Raw genomic sequence first — 15,765 nt, 5'->3', positions numbered from 1 at the left:
GTCACGCGCCCTGCCCGCGCCCGGCCGCGGCGGCCTGCGAGCGTTCGAAGCCGGTGATGGCATCCACCTTCAGGGCCGAGCTGCCGCCATCGAAGCGCGATGCGAGGAAGCGGTCCACGATGGCCTTGGCCAGCTCCACCCCGATCACGCGCGAGCCCAGCGTGATGATCTGCGCGTCGTTGCTGCGGCTGGCGCGCTCGGCCGAATAGGTGTCATGGGCCTGCGCGGCGCGGATGCCTGCCACCTTGTTGGCCGCAATGGCCATGCCTATGCCCGTGCCGCACAGGAGAACGCCGCGCTCATGGCGGCCCTGGACGATGGCCTGCGCCACCGCGATGCCGATGTCGGGGTAGAGCACCGGCTCGCCGTCGTGCGTGCCGAAGTCGGCCACTTCGTGGCCCTGGGCCAGCAGATGCTGCTTCACGGCGTTCTTGAGGTCGCAGGCGGCTTCGTCGCAGCCGATGGCCAGCTTCATGGCATCCCCTTCATTACAAAAGACCAACACATGATCATTTGATCAATGTTTTACGAGAGTCTTCTCAATCGAAGAGCAGTTGTCAAACAACGATAGCTATGTGATCCGGCAAGATGAATACGTAACCCGTTGAATTTTCTACAAAATTCATCAAATCCTATCGTTTTCCCTTGGCTATTGAATAGCCAAAAGGCATTGACATGCCAATTTCAACAAATCAAAAATGACCACTCAATGATCATATGAACAGTCTTCGGCAAACCCGCCGGGACCGCACCTGGAGGAGACAAAGGCATGACGACCAACCGCGTGATCAACGACCCCGACCGGGTGGTGGAGGACATGCTCCAGGGATGGATCGCCGCCCATGGCGACACCCTGCGCATCGACGCAGGCAATGCCCGCGTCGTGCGCCTGCATGGCGCGCCACGCAGGGGCAAGGTGGGCATCGTGACGGGCGGCGGGTCGGGCCACGAACCGGCCTTTCTGGGCTATGTGGGCGCAGGCCTGTGCGACGCCGCCGCCGTGGGCGAGGTCTTCTCGTCCCCCACGGCCAGAAGCTTCTACGACGCCATGCGCGCGGCCGATGGCGGCGCAGGCGTGGCCTGCCTGTATGGCAACTACGCGGGCGACAACATGAATGTGGCCATGGCCGTGCAGATGGCCGCGGCCGAAGGCATGGCGGTCAGGACCGTGGTGGCCAACGACGACGTGCCTTCTGCCGCGCGGGGCGACGAGGCCAGCCGCCGCGGCGTGGCCGGCGAGATCCTGATGTGGAAGGTGGCGGGCGCCCGGGCGGCCATGGGCGCCAGCCTCGACGAAGTCATCGCCATCGCCCGGCACGCCATGGCCCGCACGCGCAGCATCGGCATCGGCCTGTCGGCATGCACCATTCCCGCCGTGGGCAAGGCCAATTTCCATATCGAGCGCGGCAGCATGGAGGTGGGCATAGGCCACCATGGCGAGCCCGGCATGTCCGTGCACCGCACGGCCACGGCGGCCGATATGGCCGAGCGCATGCTGGACACCCTGCTGCCCGACCTACCCTTCGCCCCGGGCGACCGCGTGGCCGTGCTGCTGTCCGGCCTGGGCGCCACGCCGCTGATGGAGCAGTACATCCTCTATGGCGAGGTCGCCCGGCGCCTGCAAGAACGCGGCATTCATGTGGCCTTCCGGCTGGTGGGCAATCTCTTCACCTCGCTGGAGATGATGGGCATCACACTCACGCTGATGCAGCTGGACGATGCGCTGGAAGCCTGCCTCAAGGCGCCCTGCCAGTCAGTCGCCTTGACCCTGGCCGGCGGGCTGCCGCCCCAGCCGCAGGACGCCATTCCAACGCCGCCCTCTGTTCCGGCACGGACGCCGGCACAGGCGCAGGAACAAGCACAAACCGCCCGCCCCCAAGCCGCAAGGCGCACCAGCCAAGGGCCGGCCATCGCGCTCGATGGCGCGGGCAGCATCGTGCGTGAACTGATCACGGCCATCGTCGGCCACCGGGAGTTCCTGAGCGAGATCGACGGCCTGATCGGCGATGGCGATCACGGCATCAACATGGCCAAGGGCTTTTCCGGCTGCGGCGCACGGCTCGATGCCATGGACGCCGGCCAGGCGGCGCAGCTGCCTGCGGCGCTGCAGCAGCTGTCCCAGGCCTTGATGGACGATATCGGCGGCTCCATGGGCCCGCTGTACGGCAGCTTCTTCCAAGGCTTCGCCGATGTTCTTGGGCCGGAGCAGGAGATGGATGCCGCCCTGTTCGGCCAGGCGCTGGCGCGGGCCGTCGCCGATGTGCAGGGGATGGGCAAGGCCCGGGTGGGCGACAAGACCCTCATCGATACGCTGGCCCCGGCCCTGCAGGCCTACCGGCAATCGCTGCAGGCCGGCGCCGGTTTCCGCGAAGCGCTGCAGGCCATGGAGGCCGCGGCCGAAGCGGGCAAGGAATCCACGCGCCACCTGCAGGCCCGCATCGGGCGCTCGGCCCGGCTGGGGCCGCGCTCCATCGGCGTGCTGGACGCGGGCGCCACGTCCTGCTGGCTGATTCTGAGCACCCTGGCGCAGTCGCTGCAGCGGCGACTGGCGCAAGCCTCAGCCTAGGGCTCAGCGCCTGCGGGCAGCGCCGCGCACCAGCAGCACCAAGACGGCCACGCTCATGATTGCGAAGCAGATGAAGGACCAGTTGGCGATGGAGCCGCCCAGGAAGCTCCAGTCCACGGCAACGCAGTCACCCGAGCCACGGAAGATCATGGGCACGGCACGGCTGATGGAGTAGTTCTCGATCATTCCGTAGAAGTCGCGGCCGCAGGTGGCGAACTCGGGCGGATACCACTGCAGCCAGCTCTGGCGCGCGGCGACGAAGGCGCCAAAGCCTGCGGCGACCAGCGCCGCGATGCCCCAACCCATCAGCCAGCCGCGCCCGCCGCGTGCGCTGCCCAGGCCCGCGAAGATGGCCACGCCGATCAATGCATAGCGCTGCACGATGCACATCGGGCAGGGCTCCAGCCCGACCACATGCTGCAGATACATGCCGAAGGCCAGCATGGCCACGCAGGCCAGGCTGATGAGCGCCAGGATGCGGCGCGGAGCGTTGTCAAACCATTGAAGCATTCTTGTCTTTCGTCACCCGGTTGAATGAAATCAGGGCTGCGGCGCCGGCCCGGCGCTGCAGCCCTGTTCAGCGGGTGCAGGAAACCGTTGCCGCGCCGTCAGATGCCAGCCGCCTCGTCCAGGAACACCTTGGCGCGGCGCGGTGTCACCACCAGGGTTTCCCCCTCGCGCAGCGCCATGTCCCTGAACTGCTGCGCAGGAATCTGCGCCTCGATCAGGCCACCCTCTTCGGCATTGTCCGTGCTTTCGGTGCTCTCCGATGGAATAAGTTCCAGGCGCGCAATGGGCCCCACGACGATGGCGCGGGCCAGCTGCACGACGATGCCCGTGGGCCGTCCCTGGACGTCCAGGTTCTGTCCTGGCGAGTAGCGCTCCACCTCCAGATCGTGCGGGCGCACATAGGCGAAGGCCTTGCTGTCGCTGGCGCCCTTGGCGTCGTGGCTGTCCAGCTGGGTGCCGTCGTCCAGGTAGACACGGCCATCGCTGGCGCGGCCCTTGAAGAGGTTGACGTCGCCCAGGAAGCCGTAGACGAAGGGCGTGGCCGGGTTGTCCCAGACCTGCTGGGGCGTGCCTTCCTGCTCGATGCGGCCCTGGTTGATGACGACCACGCGGTCGGCCACTTCCAGTGCCTCTTCCTGGTCGTGGGTCACGAAGATGGAGGTCACATGCAGCTCGTCATGCAGGTGGCGCAACCAGCGGCGCAACTCCTTGCGCACCTTGGCATCCAGCGCGCCGAAGGGCTCGTCGAGCAGCAGCACCTTGGGCTCCACCGCCAGGGCGCGGGCCAGCGCGATGCGCTGGCGCTGGCCACCCGACAGCTGGGACGGAAAGCGGTCCGCGATCCAGTCCAGCTGCACCAGCTTGAGCAGGCTCATCACCTTGTCGCGGATCTGGGCTTCGCTGGGGCGCTGGCTGCGGGGCTTCACGCGCAGGCCGAAGGCCACGTTCTCGAACACCGTCATGTGGCGGAACAGCGCGTAGTGCTGGAACACGAATCCCACGTTGCGCTCGCGCACATGGACGTCGGTCGTGTCCTCGCCGCTGAAGTGGATGCTGCCCACGTCGGGCGTCTCCAGCCCCGCGATGATGCGCAGCAGCGTGGTCTTGCCGCAGCCCGAAGGGCCGAGCAGCGCGATGAGTTCGCCGGACTGGATGTCCAGGCTCACATCGCGCAGGGCCTGGAAATCGCCGAACTGCTTGCTGACGTTGCGTATTTCAATGCTCATGGTCTTGCTCTTGCTCTTTTCTGGTCGGGGCGGGCCTCAGGACACCTGCGGCACACGGGATGCCTGGGAAGCCGGCGTGGGGCGCTCGGGAGGCAGCTCGGCTGCGGCCTTGGCCTGGTGCTCGGCACGCCACTCGGCCACCGACTTGATGACCAGGGTCACCAGGGCCAGCAGAGCCAGCAGCGATGCGGCAGCGAAGGCGGCAACGGACTGGTACTCGTTGTAGAGGATCTCCACATGCAGCGGAATGGTGTTGGTCTGGCCACGGATGTGGCCCGAGACCACGGACACCGCGCCGAACTCGCCCATGGCACGCGCATTGCACAGGATCACGCCGTACAGCAGGCCCCACTTGATGTTGGGCACGGTGACCTTCCAGAAGGTCTGCCAGCCCGTGGCGCCCAGCACGATGGCGGCCTGCTCCTCGTCGCTGCCCTGCGCCTGCATCAGCGGGATCAGCTCGCGCGCGATGAAGGGGAAGGTCACGAAGATGGTGGCCAGCACGATGCCGGGCACGGCGAAGATGATCTTGATGTCATGCTCGGCCAGCCAGGGGCCGAACCAGCCGTGGGCACCGAACACCAGCACGTACATCAGGCCCGCCACCACGGGCGAGATCGAGAACGGCAGGTCGATCAGCGTGATCAGAAAGGCCTTGCCACGGAACTGGAACTTGGCAATGCACCAGGCCGCCGCCACGCCGAACACCAGGTTCACCGGCACGGCGATCAGCGCCGTGATCAGGGTCAGCTTGATGGCCGACCAGGCATCGGGCTCCTGCAGGCCGGCGACATAGGCATCCCAGCCCTTGCGCAGCGCCTCGGTGAACACGGCCGCCAGCGGCAGCACCAGGAACAGGCCGATGAAGGTCAGCGCAATGCCCGTGAGAATCCAGCGCACAGCGCGCGGCTCGGTGGTGGAGAGCTTTTCACGCCGGCCCTTCGGGGGCGCCGTGAGCCTGTACAGCACCAGCACGGCGACCAGCACCGCGCCAATGATCTTGAGAAGCAATGCTTCCTGTGGAGACAACGCCATCTCAAGCCCCTCCCGAATGCTTGCGCTGCCATGCCTGCAGCGCGTTGATGACCAGCAGCATCACGAAGGAGAACAGCAGCATCACCACGGCCACGGCCGTGGCGCCGGCGTAGTCGTATTGCTCCAGCTTGCCGATGATGATCAGCGGTGTGATCTCGGAAATCATGGGCATGTTGCCCGCGATGAAGATGACCGATCCGTACTCGCCGATGGCGCGCGCGAAGGCCATGGCAAAGCCCGTGAGCAGCGCGGGCGTGATGGCCGGCAGGATCACCTTGTAGAAGATCTGCCAGCGCGAGGCGCCCAGGCTGGTGGCGGCCTCCTCCAGCTCCTTCTCCGAATCCTCCAGCACAGGCTGCACCGTGCGCACCACGAACGGCAGGCCGATGAAGATCAGCGCAATCACCACGCCGTTCGGATTGAAGGCCAGCTGGATGCCGTAGGGCTCCAGGTACTGGCCCACCCAGCCATTGCCGGCCAGCAAGGCGGTCAGCGAAATGCCGGCCACGGCCGTGGGCAGGGCAAAGGGCAGATCGACGAGCGCATCGACGATCTTCTTGCCCGGAAACTTGTAGCGCACCAGCACCCAGGCGATCAGCAGGCCGAACACCAGGTTCACGCAGGCCGCCGCGAACGAGGCGCCAAACGTCAGCCGGTACGAGGCCAGCACGCGCGGCGAGGCCACGGCCTCCCAGAACTGGGGCCAGGTGAGCGAGAAGGTCTTGAACAGCAGTGCCGACAGCGGGATCAGCACGATCAGGCTCAGATAAAACAGCGTATAGCCCAAGGTCAGCCCGAAGCCGGGCAAAACGCGCTTGGCGCCGCGCCCCTTGCGCGCCGCACCGGACGGTGCGGGCACAGGAGCGTCGGCGCCAGGCCTTGGGCTGGTCGGAACGGCAGACACCATGTTGGATTCCAAATCAGCCAGTGTGGGGAGGGGGCCTCAGGCGGACTTCGCCGCCTTCATGCCTGCTTGCGTGCTTACTTGCCGGGGACGTAGATCTTGTCGAACTGTCCGCCGTCGTTGAAGTGCACCTTCTGGGCTTCGGACAGCGAGCCGAAGTACTTGGCCACGGTGAACTGCTTGATGGGCTTGAACACGTCGGCGTGCTTCTTGAGCACGGCCTCGGAGCGGGGGCGCAGCGCGTGCTGTGCGGCGATTTCCTGGGCCTCGTCGGAGTACAGCCAGGCCAGGTAGTCGTGCGCCAGCTGGCCCGTGCCCTTCTTGGCCACGGTGCGCTCGACCACGGCCACGGGGTTCTCGGCCACGATGGACACCGAGGGATGGACGGCATCGACCTTGCCCTTGCCGAATTCGCGCTCCACGGAAACCACTTCGGACTCGAACGTGATCAGCACGTCGCCGATGTTGCGTTGCAGGAAGATGCTGGTCGCATCGCGACCGCCCTTGCCCAGCACGGGCACGTTCTTGTAGAGCTGCTGCACGAACTCGGCCGCCTGCGCGTCGGTGCCGCCCTTCTCGCGCACCGAACCCCAGGCCGCCAGGTAGGCGTAGCGGCCATTGCCGCCGGTCTTGGGATTGACCACCACGACCTTCACGTCGGGACGGGTCAGATCGCTCCAGTCCTTGATGTTCTTGGGGTTGCCGTTGCGCACCAGGAACAGCATGGTCGAGGTGGTGGGCGATGCGTCATTGGGGAATTTCTTGGCCCAGTCCTTGGCGACCACGCCGCTGTCGGCCAGGAACTGCACGTCGGTCGTGGTGTTGAAGGTCACCACATCGGCAGCCAGGCCGTCGTTGACGGCGCGCGCCTGGGCGCTGGAGCCGCCGTGCGACTGGTCCACCTTGATGTCCACGCCCTTGGTCTTCTTGTAGTGGGCGACGAAGGCGGCGTTGTAGTCCTTGTAGAACTCGCGCGCCACGTCGTAGGAGACGTTGAGCAGCTGGTTCTGCGCCGATACGGTTCCTGCGGCGGCCAGCGCCAGGGTGGCCAACAAAGTCTTGAGCTTCAAAGAATGCATGGTTCGCTGCCTTTTATTAGTGGACATCTCTGCGGTGGATTCACAGACAGTCACATTGTGCGAACGCTGGCTTAAAACTCAAAAGAATATATTTTTGTTTGTTAATGGCCTGCTTCCATATAAGAAGCCTGGCCCACCGTCTTCGCCAGCCGCCACCTCACAGCCCGGCGGCCCAGGGGGCGCCCGCGCCTGCCGGCACCGCTGCCCGTGCACCGGCAACGCGCGGCGCACGCACGGCAGGCCGGGGTTGCGCGGGCTGCCAGCTGTCACCCTGCATCAACGACTGCAGCAGCGCCAAGCCCAGGGGCCAGTCGCCGAAACCCGATTCGACATTGATGTGCCCCGCGTTCTGCAGCCGCACGAACTCGCTTCCCCAGGCCCGCGCATAGGCGCCGGCCCGGCGGATCGGACAGTAGGGATCGTTGCTGCTGGCCACCAGCACGCTGCGGTAGGGCAGCGGCGCATAGGGCACGGGCGCAAAGTCGGCCAGCTGGGCGCGGCGCTCGGGATCGGCCGGCGCCACCAGCAGCGCACCCTGCACGCGGGCGCTGGCCTCGGGCCCCATGTGCGCGGCCGTGATGCAGCCCAGGCTGTGGGCGGCCAGCACCACGGGCTCGGGCCGGGACAGCACCAGTTGCTCCAGCGCGGCCACCCAGGGTTCGCGGTGCGGCACGAGCCAGTCGTCCTGCTCCACCCGCTCGGCATGCGGCAGCTGCTGTGCCCACAGGCTTTGCCAGTGGTCAGGGCCGGAGTTGCGCCAGCCGGGCACGATGATGATGCGGTGGGGATTCATGGGTTCTCCTGGACTGTCCATTGCTGGACATGGGCCCCGATTGTGGAGAACGCCGCCGACGATCCCAACGAACGATTTGTTGTTTTCTTATGGCGTGGCGGGGTGCAGCCTCAGCGCGCCACCGGCTCGCGCGTGGCGTGGCTGTTTCGCCCCGGCACGGTCTCTCCCAGGAAGTCCAGGAAATGCCGCACGGCCGGCGCCAGGCCGCGCCGCGAGGGGAAGACCGCATGCACGATGCCCTGCGGCGGCTCCCAGCCCGGCAGCAGATGGACCAGCCGGCCTTCGGCCAGTTCCTCATGGCACATGTAGTCGGGCAGCCAGCACATGCCGCTGCCGGCCAGCGCCGCGAATTTCAGCGTCAGCAGGTCATCCACCACATAGCGCGGCTGCAGCTGCAGGCGTTGCTCGCGGCCTTCGGGGCCGACCAGCAGCAGGCTGGACTGGCCATCCACCGCCGACATGGACATGCTGTCCAGGTGCTGCAGGTCGGCCAGTGCACGCGGCGTGCCCTGGCGCTCCAGCAGCTCCGGGCTGGCAACGAGGATCTGGCGCGCCACATCCAGCCGCTTGACGACCATGGAGCCGCTGTCCTCCAGACTGGGGCGCACGCGCAGCGCCACGTCGATACCCTCCTCCACCAGGTTCACGGGCCGGTTGGTCACCTGCATTTCCACATGCACCAGCGGGCAACGCTGCAGGAACTGGGGCATGAGCTCGCCCAGCACGGTCTGGGCCAGGGTGACGGGGCAGCTCACGCGGATGGTGCCGCGCGGCTCGGTCTGCACCTCGGCCACGGTGTCGGCGGCGGCCAGGGCCGCATCGCGCATGGCCTGGCAATGGCGCAGATAGGCCTCGCCCACCTGGGTCAGCGAGAGCTTGCGCGTGGTGCGCTGCAGCAGGCGCACTCCGAGCCGGGCCTCCAGCTCCGCCACGCGCCGCGACAGCCTGGACTTGGGTATGCCCAGCGCCCGCCCGGCAGAGGCGAAGCCGCCGCGCTCCACGACCTCGGCGAAGTACAGCATGTCGTTGAGATCCATCATGTCGCTCGTCCCTCCCTGTGCTCATTGGCTGCAAATTCAGGACAATCTATCGCAATTTCTGCGGCTTATCAAAGACTCTGTCCAAATTCACAATTGATCCCATCATCGGCCCTACAAGCTTTCCCGAATGGCCGATCCCAACCGCGATCCCAACCGACATCCCAGGAGCTTTTCCATGCAAGTGCTGCACATCGACTCTTCCATTACCGGCGCCGCTTCGGTGTCCCGCCAGCTGACCGCCCAGACCGTGGCTGCCCTGGTCGCCGCCAACCCCGGCGCCAAGGTCGAGTACCTGGATCTGGCCGTGAACGCCCCCGACCACCTGAACGCAGTGTCCATGGGCTTTCGCACCGGCCAGGCCGCCACGACGGAAGCCGAGCGCGCACAGAACGCCATCTCCGAAGCCCTGGTGAGCCAGTTCCTGGCGGCCGATGTGGTCGTGGTCGGCGCTCCGTTCTACAACTTCACCATCTCCAGCCAGCTCAAGGCCTGGATCGACCGCATCGCCCAGGGCGGCCGCACCTTCCGCTACACCGCAGCCGGCCCCGAAGGCCTGGCCAAGGGCAAGAAGGTCATCGTGGCCTCCACGCGCGGCGGTGTGTACTCCACCAGCGAAATGGGCCAGGCCCTGGAGCACCAGGAAAGCTACCTGAAGACGGTGTTCGGCTTCCTGGGCATCACCGATGTGAGCATCGTGCGCGCAGAAGGCGTGGCCATGGGCGATGAGTCCAAGGCCAAGGCCCTGGAATCGGCCCGCAACGACATCGTGCGTGCAGCGGCTGCCGCCAATCAGGAAGCGGCCATCGCCGCCTGATTGCGGATCGCGGTCAGCCGAGGGCTGTACGCCCAAAGAACAAGCGCCTGGGTTTCGGCCCCGGCGCTTTTTCTTTGGACGGCGCCCGAGAGCGACCGGCCCCGGGCAGCCCGGATTGCTCCCGATGGACTGGTGCGAATAAAAGAGGTATCCGCCCTAGCGCCTCCTTTGAAAAATGCAATGCGCTGCGCGCTTTTACAGACACGTGAAGCTGATAGGCTGGGCCATCGCTGCTTTTTTGCGGCCTTGTCCGACACGAACCGACTGCATTTCAGAAAGCCGGCAGACCTGCCGATATCCATGCAGTCTCATTGTTTTTCCCTGCGCTCCATCCATGCCAGCCACAAGTCCCCGCCCCCATGTCCGGCCCCGCGGCCCTGTCCATGCCCGCCCTCCGTCCGATGAAAACCTGGTGATCACGGTGATTGCCGTGTCCCTGCTGGCCATCACCGTGGTGGGCATTGGCGTCTACCAGTTCCTGCAGTACCAGCGCGAGCAGGATCAGGAGCAGCTCAATTCCCGCGTGTACCGCAGCTATGTGCGCAACACCGACGAGGCACCTGCGCCCGAGGAGCCCGAGCAGCCCGCCGCAGCGCCCACCCCCGCCAAGCCCAGCCAGCAACAGCTGAACCAGGAAATGACCCGCAAGCTGCTGGCCCATCCCGGTGTGACGCCCGGTGCCGGCTTTTCGGCGCCCGGTGTCAAGTCGACGGGCGTGGTGATCATCGACGCCATCGACCAGGCCCAGGCGCGCGAGAAGGCGTCGTCCGCCGCGCGCCCTGCTGCGGCGATTGCCAACCCGTCTCCCGCTTCCTGACGCTTCCTGACCTTTGCGCTCACAGGAGCCGCAACGCAAAAGCCCGGCATTGCCGGGCTTTTTTGTGTCTTGAGCGGCCTTGCCGCACCGCTCACTGGTGCTTGCGCGCCCAGGCCGCGAACTTCTGCACGAAGCCGTTCACGAAGTCGCGGCTGCCGGCGCCGATGGAGCCATCTTCGGCAAACAGGCCGTCCTTGGCCTGGATGAAGATTTCGGGCTGGGCCAGCGTCGGCATGTCCAGGTAGGCCAGCACATTGCGCAGGTGCTGCTGCGCCAGCGCTGTGCCGATGGCACCCACGGAGACGCCGGCCACGGCAGCGGGCTTGCCGGCCCAGACGCTCTTGCCGTAGGGGCGCGAGCCCTGGTCCAGCGCGTTCTTGAGCACGCCGGGAATCGAGCGGTTGTACTCGGGTGTCAGGAACAGCACGGCCTGAGCCGACTGGATCTGGGCGCGGAACTGCTTGACCACGTCCACCTCATTGCCGTCATGGTCCTGGTTGTACAGCGGCAGGGCATCGATGGCGACCTGCTCGAAGACCAGGCCTTCGGGTGCCAGGCGCGCAATGGCGTCGGCGAATTTGCGGTTGAAGGAATCCTTGCGCAGGCTGCCCACGATGACAGCGACCTTGATCTGGCTCATGCATTGCTCCTGGAGGAAGTGGCGAAAAACGGGTGGGAGGCGTACCTCCCGCAGGCAGCCATTATGTGGCTGCCTGCACGGCGCTTACTGTAGGAAAGTGGGCTTGGCATAGCCCTGGAACTTGCTGTCCACCACGGCCTTGAACTCCGCCGAACGGTAGACCTCGGCCAGGTCCTTGGCCCATGCCGCGCCCTGGTCCTTCTTCTTGATGGCCACCACGTTCAGGTAGTGGTCGGGGGTCTTTTCCAGCGAGACGGCCTCGGTCAGCTTCAGGCCCGAGGAGATGGCGAAGTTGCCGTTGATGATGGCGTATTCGGTATCGCCCAGCGAGCGCGGCAGCTGCGCGGCTTCCAGCGGGATGAACTTGAGCTTGCGCGGGTTCTCGGCCAGGTCCTTTTCGGACACGCGCAGCGGGTCGATGCCGGGCTTGGCCTTGATCAGGCCGGCCTGCTCCAGCAGCACCAGCGCGCGGGCCAGGTTGCTCGGGTCGTTGGGCAGGGTCACGCGGTCGCCTTCCTTGGCCTCGGCCAGGGTCTTGCGGGTCTTGGAGTACACGCCCAGGGGGGCAATGGGGCCTTGCACCAGTTCCACCAGGTCCAGCTTCTGGTCGGCCGCGAACTTCTGCAGGTAGACACGGTGCTGGAAGAAGTTGGCATCCAGCGAGCCCTGGGCCAGCGCCAGGTTGGGCTGCACGTAGTCGTTGAACTCCACCAGCTTGACCTGGTAGCCCTTCTTTTGCAGCAGCGGCACGATGCCCTGCTTGAGCTGGTCGATGTTGGAGCCTGCCGTGCCGCCGATCACCAGCTGCTTCTTGTCGGCCTGGGCATGGGCGGGCAGCGCCAGCACGCTGGCAGCGGCAAGGGCGGCGGCCGAGGCCAGCAGGTGGCGGCGCACGAAGGAAAGGGATGCGGTCATGTCGGAATCCTTTTTTTGGGAGGGAGCGGGAAGAAAGAAGAAAGCGGGTCTGGACAGCGCGCTCAGCCGCGCTTGTCCAGGCGGCGGGCCGCCGTGTTGCCCACGAACTGGATGACCTGGACCATGGCCACGAGGATGGTCACGGTGAGCACCATCACATCGGTCTGGAAGCGGTAGTAGCCGTAGCGGATGGCCAGATCGCCGATGCCGCCGCCGCCCACCACGCCGGCAATGGCCGAGTACGACAGAAAGCTCACGGCCAGCACGGTCAGCGCCAGCACCAGGCCCGAACGCGCCTCGACGATGAGCACGCGCCAGACGATCTGCAGCTCCGAGGCGCCCATGGCGTGCGCGGCCTCGATCACGCCGCGCGGCACATCGCGCAGGCACTGGTCCACCAGGCGTGCCAGGTAGGGAATGGCCGCCACGGACAGCGGCACGGCCGCAGCCAGCGGGCCGATGGAGGTGCCGGCCAGCCAGCGCGTGAAGGGCACCAGCGCGACCAGCAAGATGATGAAGGGGAAGGACCGCACGGTATTGACCGTCCAGTTCAGCACGGCAAAGGCCGGGCGGTTGTCCAGCGACTGGCCGGGGCCCAGCAGGAACAGCAGCACGCCCAGCGGGCCGCCGATCAGCACGGCGGCCGACAGGCCGATGCCCAGCATCAAAAGGGTCTGGCCCATGGCCAGCCACAGCTCGGGCAGGATTTCGACGATGTTTTCAGACATGGGAATGCGGAAGCTAAAAGAAGGGAAAAACAGGAAGAGGCGAAGACCCCATCAGTGCTCGGAGCCGCCCACGGCGCGCAGCACCACGGGGCGGGTGGCGCCGCGCTCGCGCAGGGCCTTGTCGGCGCGCTCCACGCGCAGGGCCTCGAGTTCGCTGCCCAGCAGCGTGGCGCGCTGCGGCGCCTCGTAGGCACGACCCTGCGGCAGGGCGGGCAGCGTGAAGCGTTCGGCCACCTGGCCCTGTTCGATGATGGCCACTTCACTGCACAGCGCATCGACCACGGCCAGCTCGTGCGTGACGATGACGATGGTCACGCCCAGGCGGCTGTTGATGTCCGCCAGCGTAGCCAGGATGGAGCGCGTGGTCTCGCTGTCCAGCGCCGAGGTGGGCTCGTCGCACAGCAGCACCTGCGGGCGCGGCGCCAGGGCGCGCGCAATCGCCACGCGCTGCTTCTGACCTCCGGACAACTGGGCCGGATAGCTGCCGGCCTTGTCGGCCAGGCCCACGATGTCCAGGCATTCGCGCACACGCTGCTCGATCTGGGCGCGCGAGTGGCCGCCATGGATGCGCAGCGGAAAGGCCACGTTCTCGAACACGCTGGCGTTCTGCAGCAGGTTGAACTGCTGAAAAATCATGCCGATGTTCTGGCGCGCCTCGCGCAGCGCGCGGCGGCCCAGGTCGGTCAGGCGCTGGCCGGCCACCACCACCTCGCCGCTGTCGGGGCGCTCCAGCAGGTTGATCAGGCGCAGCAGCGTGGACTTGCCCGCACCGCTCTTGCCGATCAGGCCGAAGACCGTGCCCTGGCCGATGTCCAGTGATACCGAACGCACGGCATCGAAGTGCTTGCCATCGGCTGTTACAAATTTCTTTTGCAGGTCGCGCAGGCGGATCAGCGCGTTTTCCGGGGCGAAATCGGCGGTCTGGACGGTCATGGAGTCTCGGTTCGGCAGTGAAAACGGTCCTGGGATCGGCAACGGCAGCCTTTGCACCGCCATCTCCAGGCAATGGCGCGCAATTTCCGGGCCCTGTGCTGCGCAGTTGGACGCAGTTGCAAGCCGATGGGCATGCGTTGTCTTGCGTCGTCGCCAAGCACAGGCGAATCCCCAGGATCTGCCGTCATTAGTGTTCTAACGAGTGTGTTGCAAAACGTTGTTCAAACAAAAGAATAAAAAATACGGTGCTTATATCGATTGCCGTCTTTCAAGCCTTGATGTACGGCCTGGACGGCATTGCTAGAATCCGCCCCCGACAGGCCTGTACAACGGCAAGATTCCTTGTGGTTGCGTGCATTACAGGTAAGTACCCGCTTTCATTCGCCATGCCTGAATCCTCCCGAACTGCCGACTGCCCCGCCTGCGCCGCCAGCCTGCGCGTGGAAGCGGTGCGCCTGCGGCGTGGCATCACAACCGTCTTTGATGGCCTGGACCTGCAGCTGGACGAGCCGCGCGTGGGACTCATCGGCGACAACGGCGCGGGCAAGACCAGTCTGTTCCGGCTGCTGTGCGGCCTGGATGCGCCCGAGGCCGGGCGCGTGCTACTGGACGGCACCGAACTGCACGAGGCCCGCGCCAGGCGGCCGGGCCAGGTCGGGCTGATGTTCCAGAACCCCGACGACCAGATCATCTTCCCCACCGTGGAGGAAGAGCTGGCCCTGGGTCTGCGCCCTTCGGGCATCTCGCGGCGCGAGGCCACGGAGCGCGCCCGCGCCCTGCTGGCCAGCCGCGGCCTGGCCGACTGGGCTCCGCGCGCCGTGGCCGGGCTCAGCCAGGGCCAGCGCCAGCAGGTGTGCTGGCTGGCCCTGCTCATTGCCGCGCCGCGCGTGCTGCTGCTGGACGAGCCCTTCGCCAGCCTGGACCTGCCGGGCCAGGCGCGGCTGGCCCGCGACATTGCAGCCGCCGAGCAGCAGGTGCTGGTCTCCACCCATGTGCTGGACCACGTGCGCAGCTTTGGCCGCGTGCTCTGGCTGGAGCGTGGCCAAGTGCGCGCAGACGGCCCCGGCCACGCGGTCTGCGCGGCCTATGAAGCCGACGTGGCCCGCCGGCTGCAAGCGCAGTCCTGACGCAGGAGCCGGCCGCCATGGGAAGCCTCTACAGCGAATACACCAGCTGGCTCCATGCCTGGAGTGCGGGCCGCAAGCTGCTGCTCATGGCGCTGCTGGGAACGGGCCTGTTCCTCATCGATTCACCGTGGCTGCTGGCCATGGCCGGCGCCGCCTGCGGCCTGCTGTGGCTGTCGCTGGGCCGCGCCACCGAGGGCGCACGGCGGCTCATGCTGTCGGTCACCGTGGCCGCCCTGCTGGTGGCTGCCTTCCATGTGTGGATGCAGCACTACGCCCTGGCCGCCGCCAGCGCGCTGCGCCTGGTCTGCGCCTCCACGCTGGGCATGGCGCTGACCGTGAGCACGCGCCCCAGCGATCTGGTCGATGTGCTGGAGCGGCTGCTGGCGCCGCTGGAGCGCATCGGCATCTCCCCCGAACAGGTGGCCCTGCAGCTGGCATTGATGCTGCGTTTCACCGAGCATTTCTTCGTGCAGTGGAAGCGCATGGACGATGCCCACCGGCTGCGCACGGGCCGCGCCGGCGGCCTGCGCCTGATTGCGCCGCTGACCATCCACATGCTGCAGGCCACGCGCCGCGTGTCCGATGCGCTGTGGGCGCGCCTGGGCCGCTGAGGCCTGCCCTGCCGATTTGCCCTTCCG

Annotated in this window: 17 protein-coding genes; 5 read left to right on the top strand and 12 right to left on the bottom strand. The window is 66.6% G+C overall.

What is annotated here, in order from left to right; translation table 11 throughout:
- Position 1 precedes the first annotated feature (1 nt).
- Complete coding sequence (gene rpiB, locus AC5I49_RS01630; RefSeq protein WP_012206383.1) at positions 2-475, bottom strand: ribose 5-phosphate isomerase B; 474 nt, start codon at positions 473-475, stop codon at positions 2-4.
- A gap of 294 nt (positions 476-769) precedes the next feature.
- Here rpiB and dhaL point away from each other — a divergent pair, with 294 nt between their 5' ends.
- The gene (gene dhaL, locus AC5I49_RS01625) at positions 770-2,566 is read left to right on the top strand and encodes a dihydroxyacetone kinase subunit DhaL (protein WP_495788732.1); all 1,797 of its coding nucleotides are present in this window, start codon (positions 770-772) and stop codon (positions 2,564-2,566) included.
- 3 nt (positions 2,567-2,569) lie between these two features.
- On the opposite strand, the gene AC5I49_RS01620 is transcribed toward dhaL, so the two are convergent.
- The 7 genes from AC5I49_RS01620 to AC5I49_RS01590 all read right to left on the bottom strand — a co-directional run bounded on the left by AC5I49_RS01620 (position 2,570) and on the right by AC5I49_RS01590 (position 9,153).
- Positions 2,570-3,076, bottom strand: a complete 507-nt coding sequence (locus AC5I49_RS01620) for a disulfide bond formation protein B (RefSeq protein ID WP_016453280.1) — start codon at positions 3,074-3,076, stop codon at positions 2,570-2,572.
- Positions 3,077-3,174: 98 nt separating this feature from the next.
- A complete protein-coding gene (locus tag AC5I49_RS01615; protein ID WP_016448258.1) occupies positions 3,175-4,302 on the bottom strand; it encodes a sulfate/molybdate ABC transporter ATP-binding protein in 1,128 nt (375 codons plus the stop codon).
- Positions 4,303-4,338: 36 nt separating this feature from the next.
- Entirely contained in the window at positions 4,339-5,337 is a 999-nt protein-coding gene (cysW, locus tag AC5I49_RS01610; protein ID WP_016453281.1) for a sulfate ABC transporter permease subunit CysW, read from the bottom strand.
- A gap of 1 nt (position 5,338) precedes the next feature.
- Entirely contained in the window at positions 5,339-6,244 is a 906-nt protein-coding gene (gene cysT / locus AC5I49_RS01605) for a sulfate ABC transporter permease subunit CysT (RefSeq protein WP_013801696.1), read from the bottom strand.
- 74 nt (positions 6,245-6,318) lie between these two features.
- On the bottom strand, positions 6,319-7,320 hold the full coding sequence (locus tag AC5I49_RS01600; protein ID WP_026062880.1) for a sulfate ABC transporter substrate-binding protein: 1,002 nt from the start codon (positions 7,318-7,320) through the stop codon (positions 6,319-6,321).
- 157 nt (positions 7,321-7,477) lie between these two features.
- The gene (locus AC5I49_RS01595; RefSeq protein ID WP_047326869.1) at positions 7,478-8,113 is read right to left on the bottom strand and encodes an RBBP9/YdeN family alpha/beta hydrolase; all 636 of its coding nucleotides are present in this window, start codon (positions 8,111-8,113) and stop codon (positions 7,478-7,480) included.
- 110 nt (positions 8,114-8,223) lie between these two features.
- Positions 8,224-9,153 carry a LysR family transcriptional regulator gene (locus AC5I49_RS01590; protein ID WP_016448262.1) on the bottom strand — a complete coding sequence of 310 codons (930 nt, stop codon included), beginning with the start codon at positions 9,151-9,153 and terminating at the stop codon, positions 8,224-8,226.
- Positions 9,154-9,328: 175 nt separating this feature from the next.
- Between AC5I49_RS01590 and AC5I49_RS01585 the strand changes: the two genes are divergently transcribed.
- Together AC5I49_RS01585 and AC5I49_RS01580 are read left to right on the top strand one after the other, a co-directional pair.
- Positions 9,329-9,967 carry an FMN-dependent NADH-azoreductase gene (locus AC5I49_RS01585; protein WP_016448263.1) on the top strand — a complete coding sequence of 213 codons (639 nt, stop codon included), beginning with the start codon at positions 9,329-9,331 and terminating at the stop codon, positions 9,965-9,967.
- A gap of 412 nt (positions 9,968-10,379) precedes the next feature.
- Complete coding sequence (locus AC5I49_RS01580; protein ID WP_227472554.1) at positions 10,380-10,784, top strand: hypothetical protein; 405 nt, start codon at positions 10,380-10,382, stop codon at positions 10,782-10,784.
- Between the two features lie 91 nt (positions 10,785-10,875).
- Here AC5I49_RS01580 and AC5I49_RS01575 read toward each other — a convergent pair whose 3' ends face one another.
- The 4 genes from AC5I49_RS01575 to AC5I49_RS01560 form a co-directional block, all read right to left on the bottom strand.
- Positions 10,876-11,424: an NADPH-dependent FMN reductase gene (locus AC5I49_RS01575; protein WP_016448265.1), complete on the bottom strand. Its 549-nt coding sequence runs from the start codon at positions 11,422-11,424 to the stop codon at positions 10,876-10,878.
- Positions 11,425-11,508: 84 nt separating this feature from the next.
- Positions 11,509-12,339 carry a MetQ/NlpA family ABC transporter substrate-binding protein gene (locus AC5I49_RS01570; protein ID WP_016453286.1) on the bottom strand — a complete coding sequence of 277 codons (831 nt, stop codon included), beginning with the start codon at positions 12,337-12,339 and terminating at the stop codon, positions 11,509-11,511.
- Positions 12,340-12,401: 62 nt separating this feature from the next.
- A complete protein-coding gene (locus tag AC5I49_RS01565) occupies positions 12,402-13,067 on the bottom strand; it encodes a methionine ABC transporter permease (protein WP_012206396.1) in 666 nt (221 codons plus the stop codon).
- Positions 13,068-13,118: 51 nt separating this feature from the next.
- Positions 13,119-14,000 (bottom strand): methionine ABC transporter ATP-binding protein, encoded by an 882-nt coding sequence (locus tag AC5I49_RS01560; protein WP_016448267.1) that lies wholly within the window; start codon positions 13,998-14,000, stop codon positions 13,119-13,121.
- A gap of 386 nt (positions 14,001-14,386) precedes the next feature.
- Here AC5I49_RS01560 and AC5I49_RS01555 point away from each other — a divergent pair, with 386 nt between their 5' ends.
- A complete protein-coding gene (locus tag AC5I49_RS01555; protein ID WP_495788731.1) occupies positions 14,387-15,127 on the top strand; it encodes an energy-coupling factor ABC transporter ATP-binding protein in 741 nt (246 codons plus the stop codon).
- A 17-nt stretch (positions 15,128-15,144) separates the two neighbouring features.
- On the top strand, positions 15,145-15,738 hold the full coding sequence (locus AC5I49_RS01550) for an energy-coupling factor transporter transmembrane component T family protein (RefSeq protein ID WP_016453289.1): 594 nt from the start codon (positions 15,145-15,147) through the stop codon (positions 15,736-15,738).
- Positions 15,739-15,765 lie beyond the last annotated feature (27 nt).

This window comes from Delftia sp. (assembly GCF_059499305.1).
Note: the sequence above shows the minus strand (reverse complement) of the source record. Positions and strands in the feature narration are given on the sequence as shown.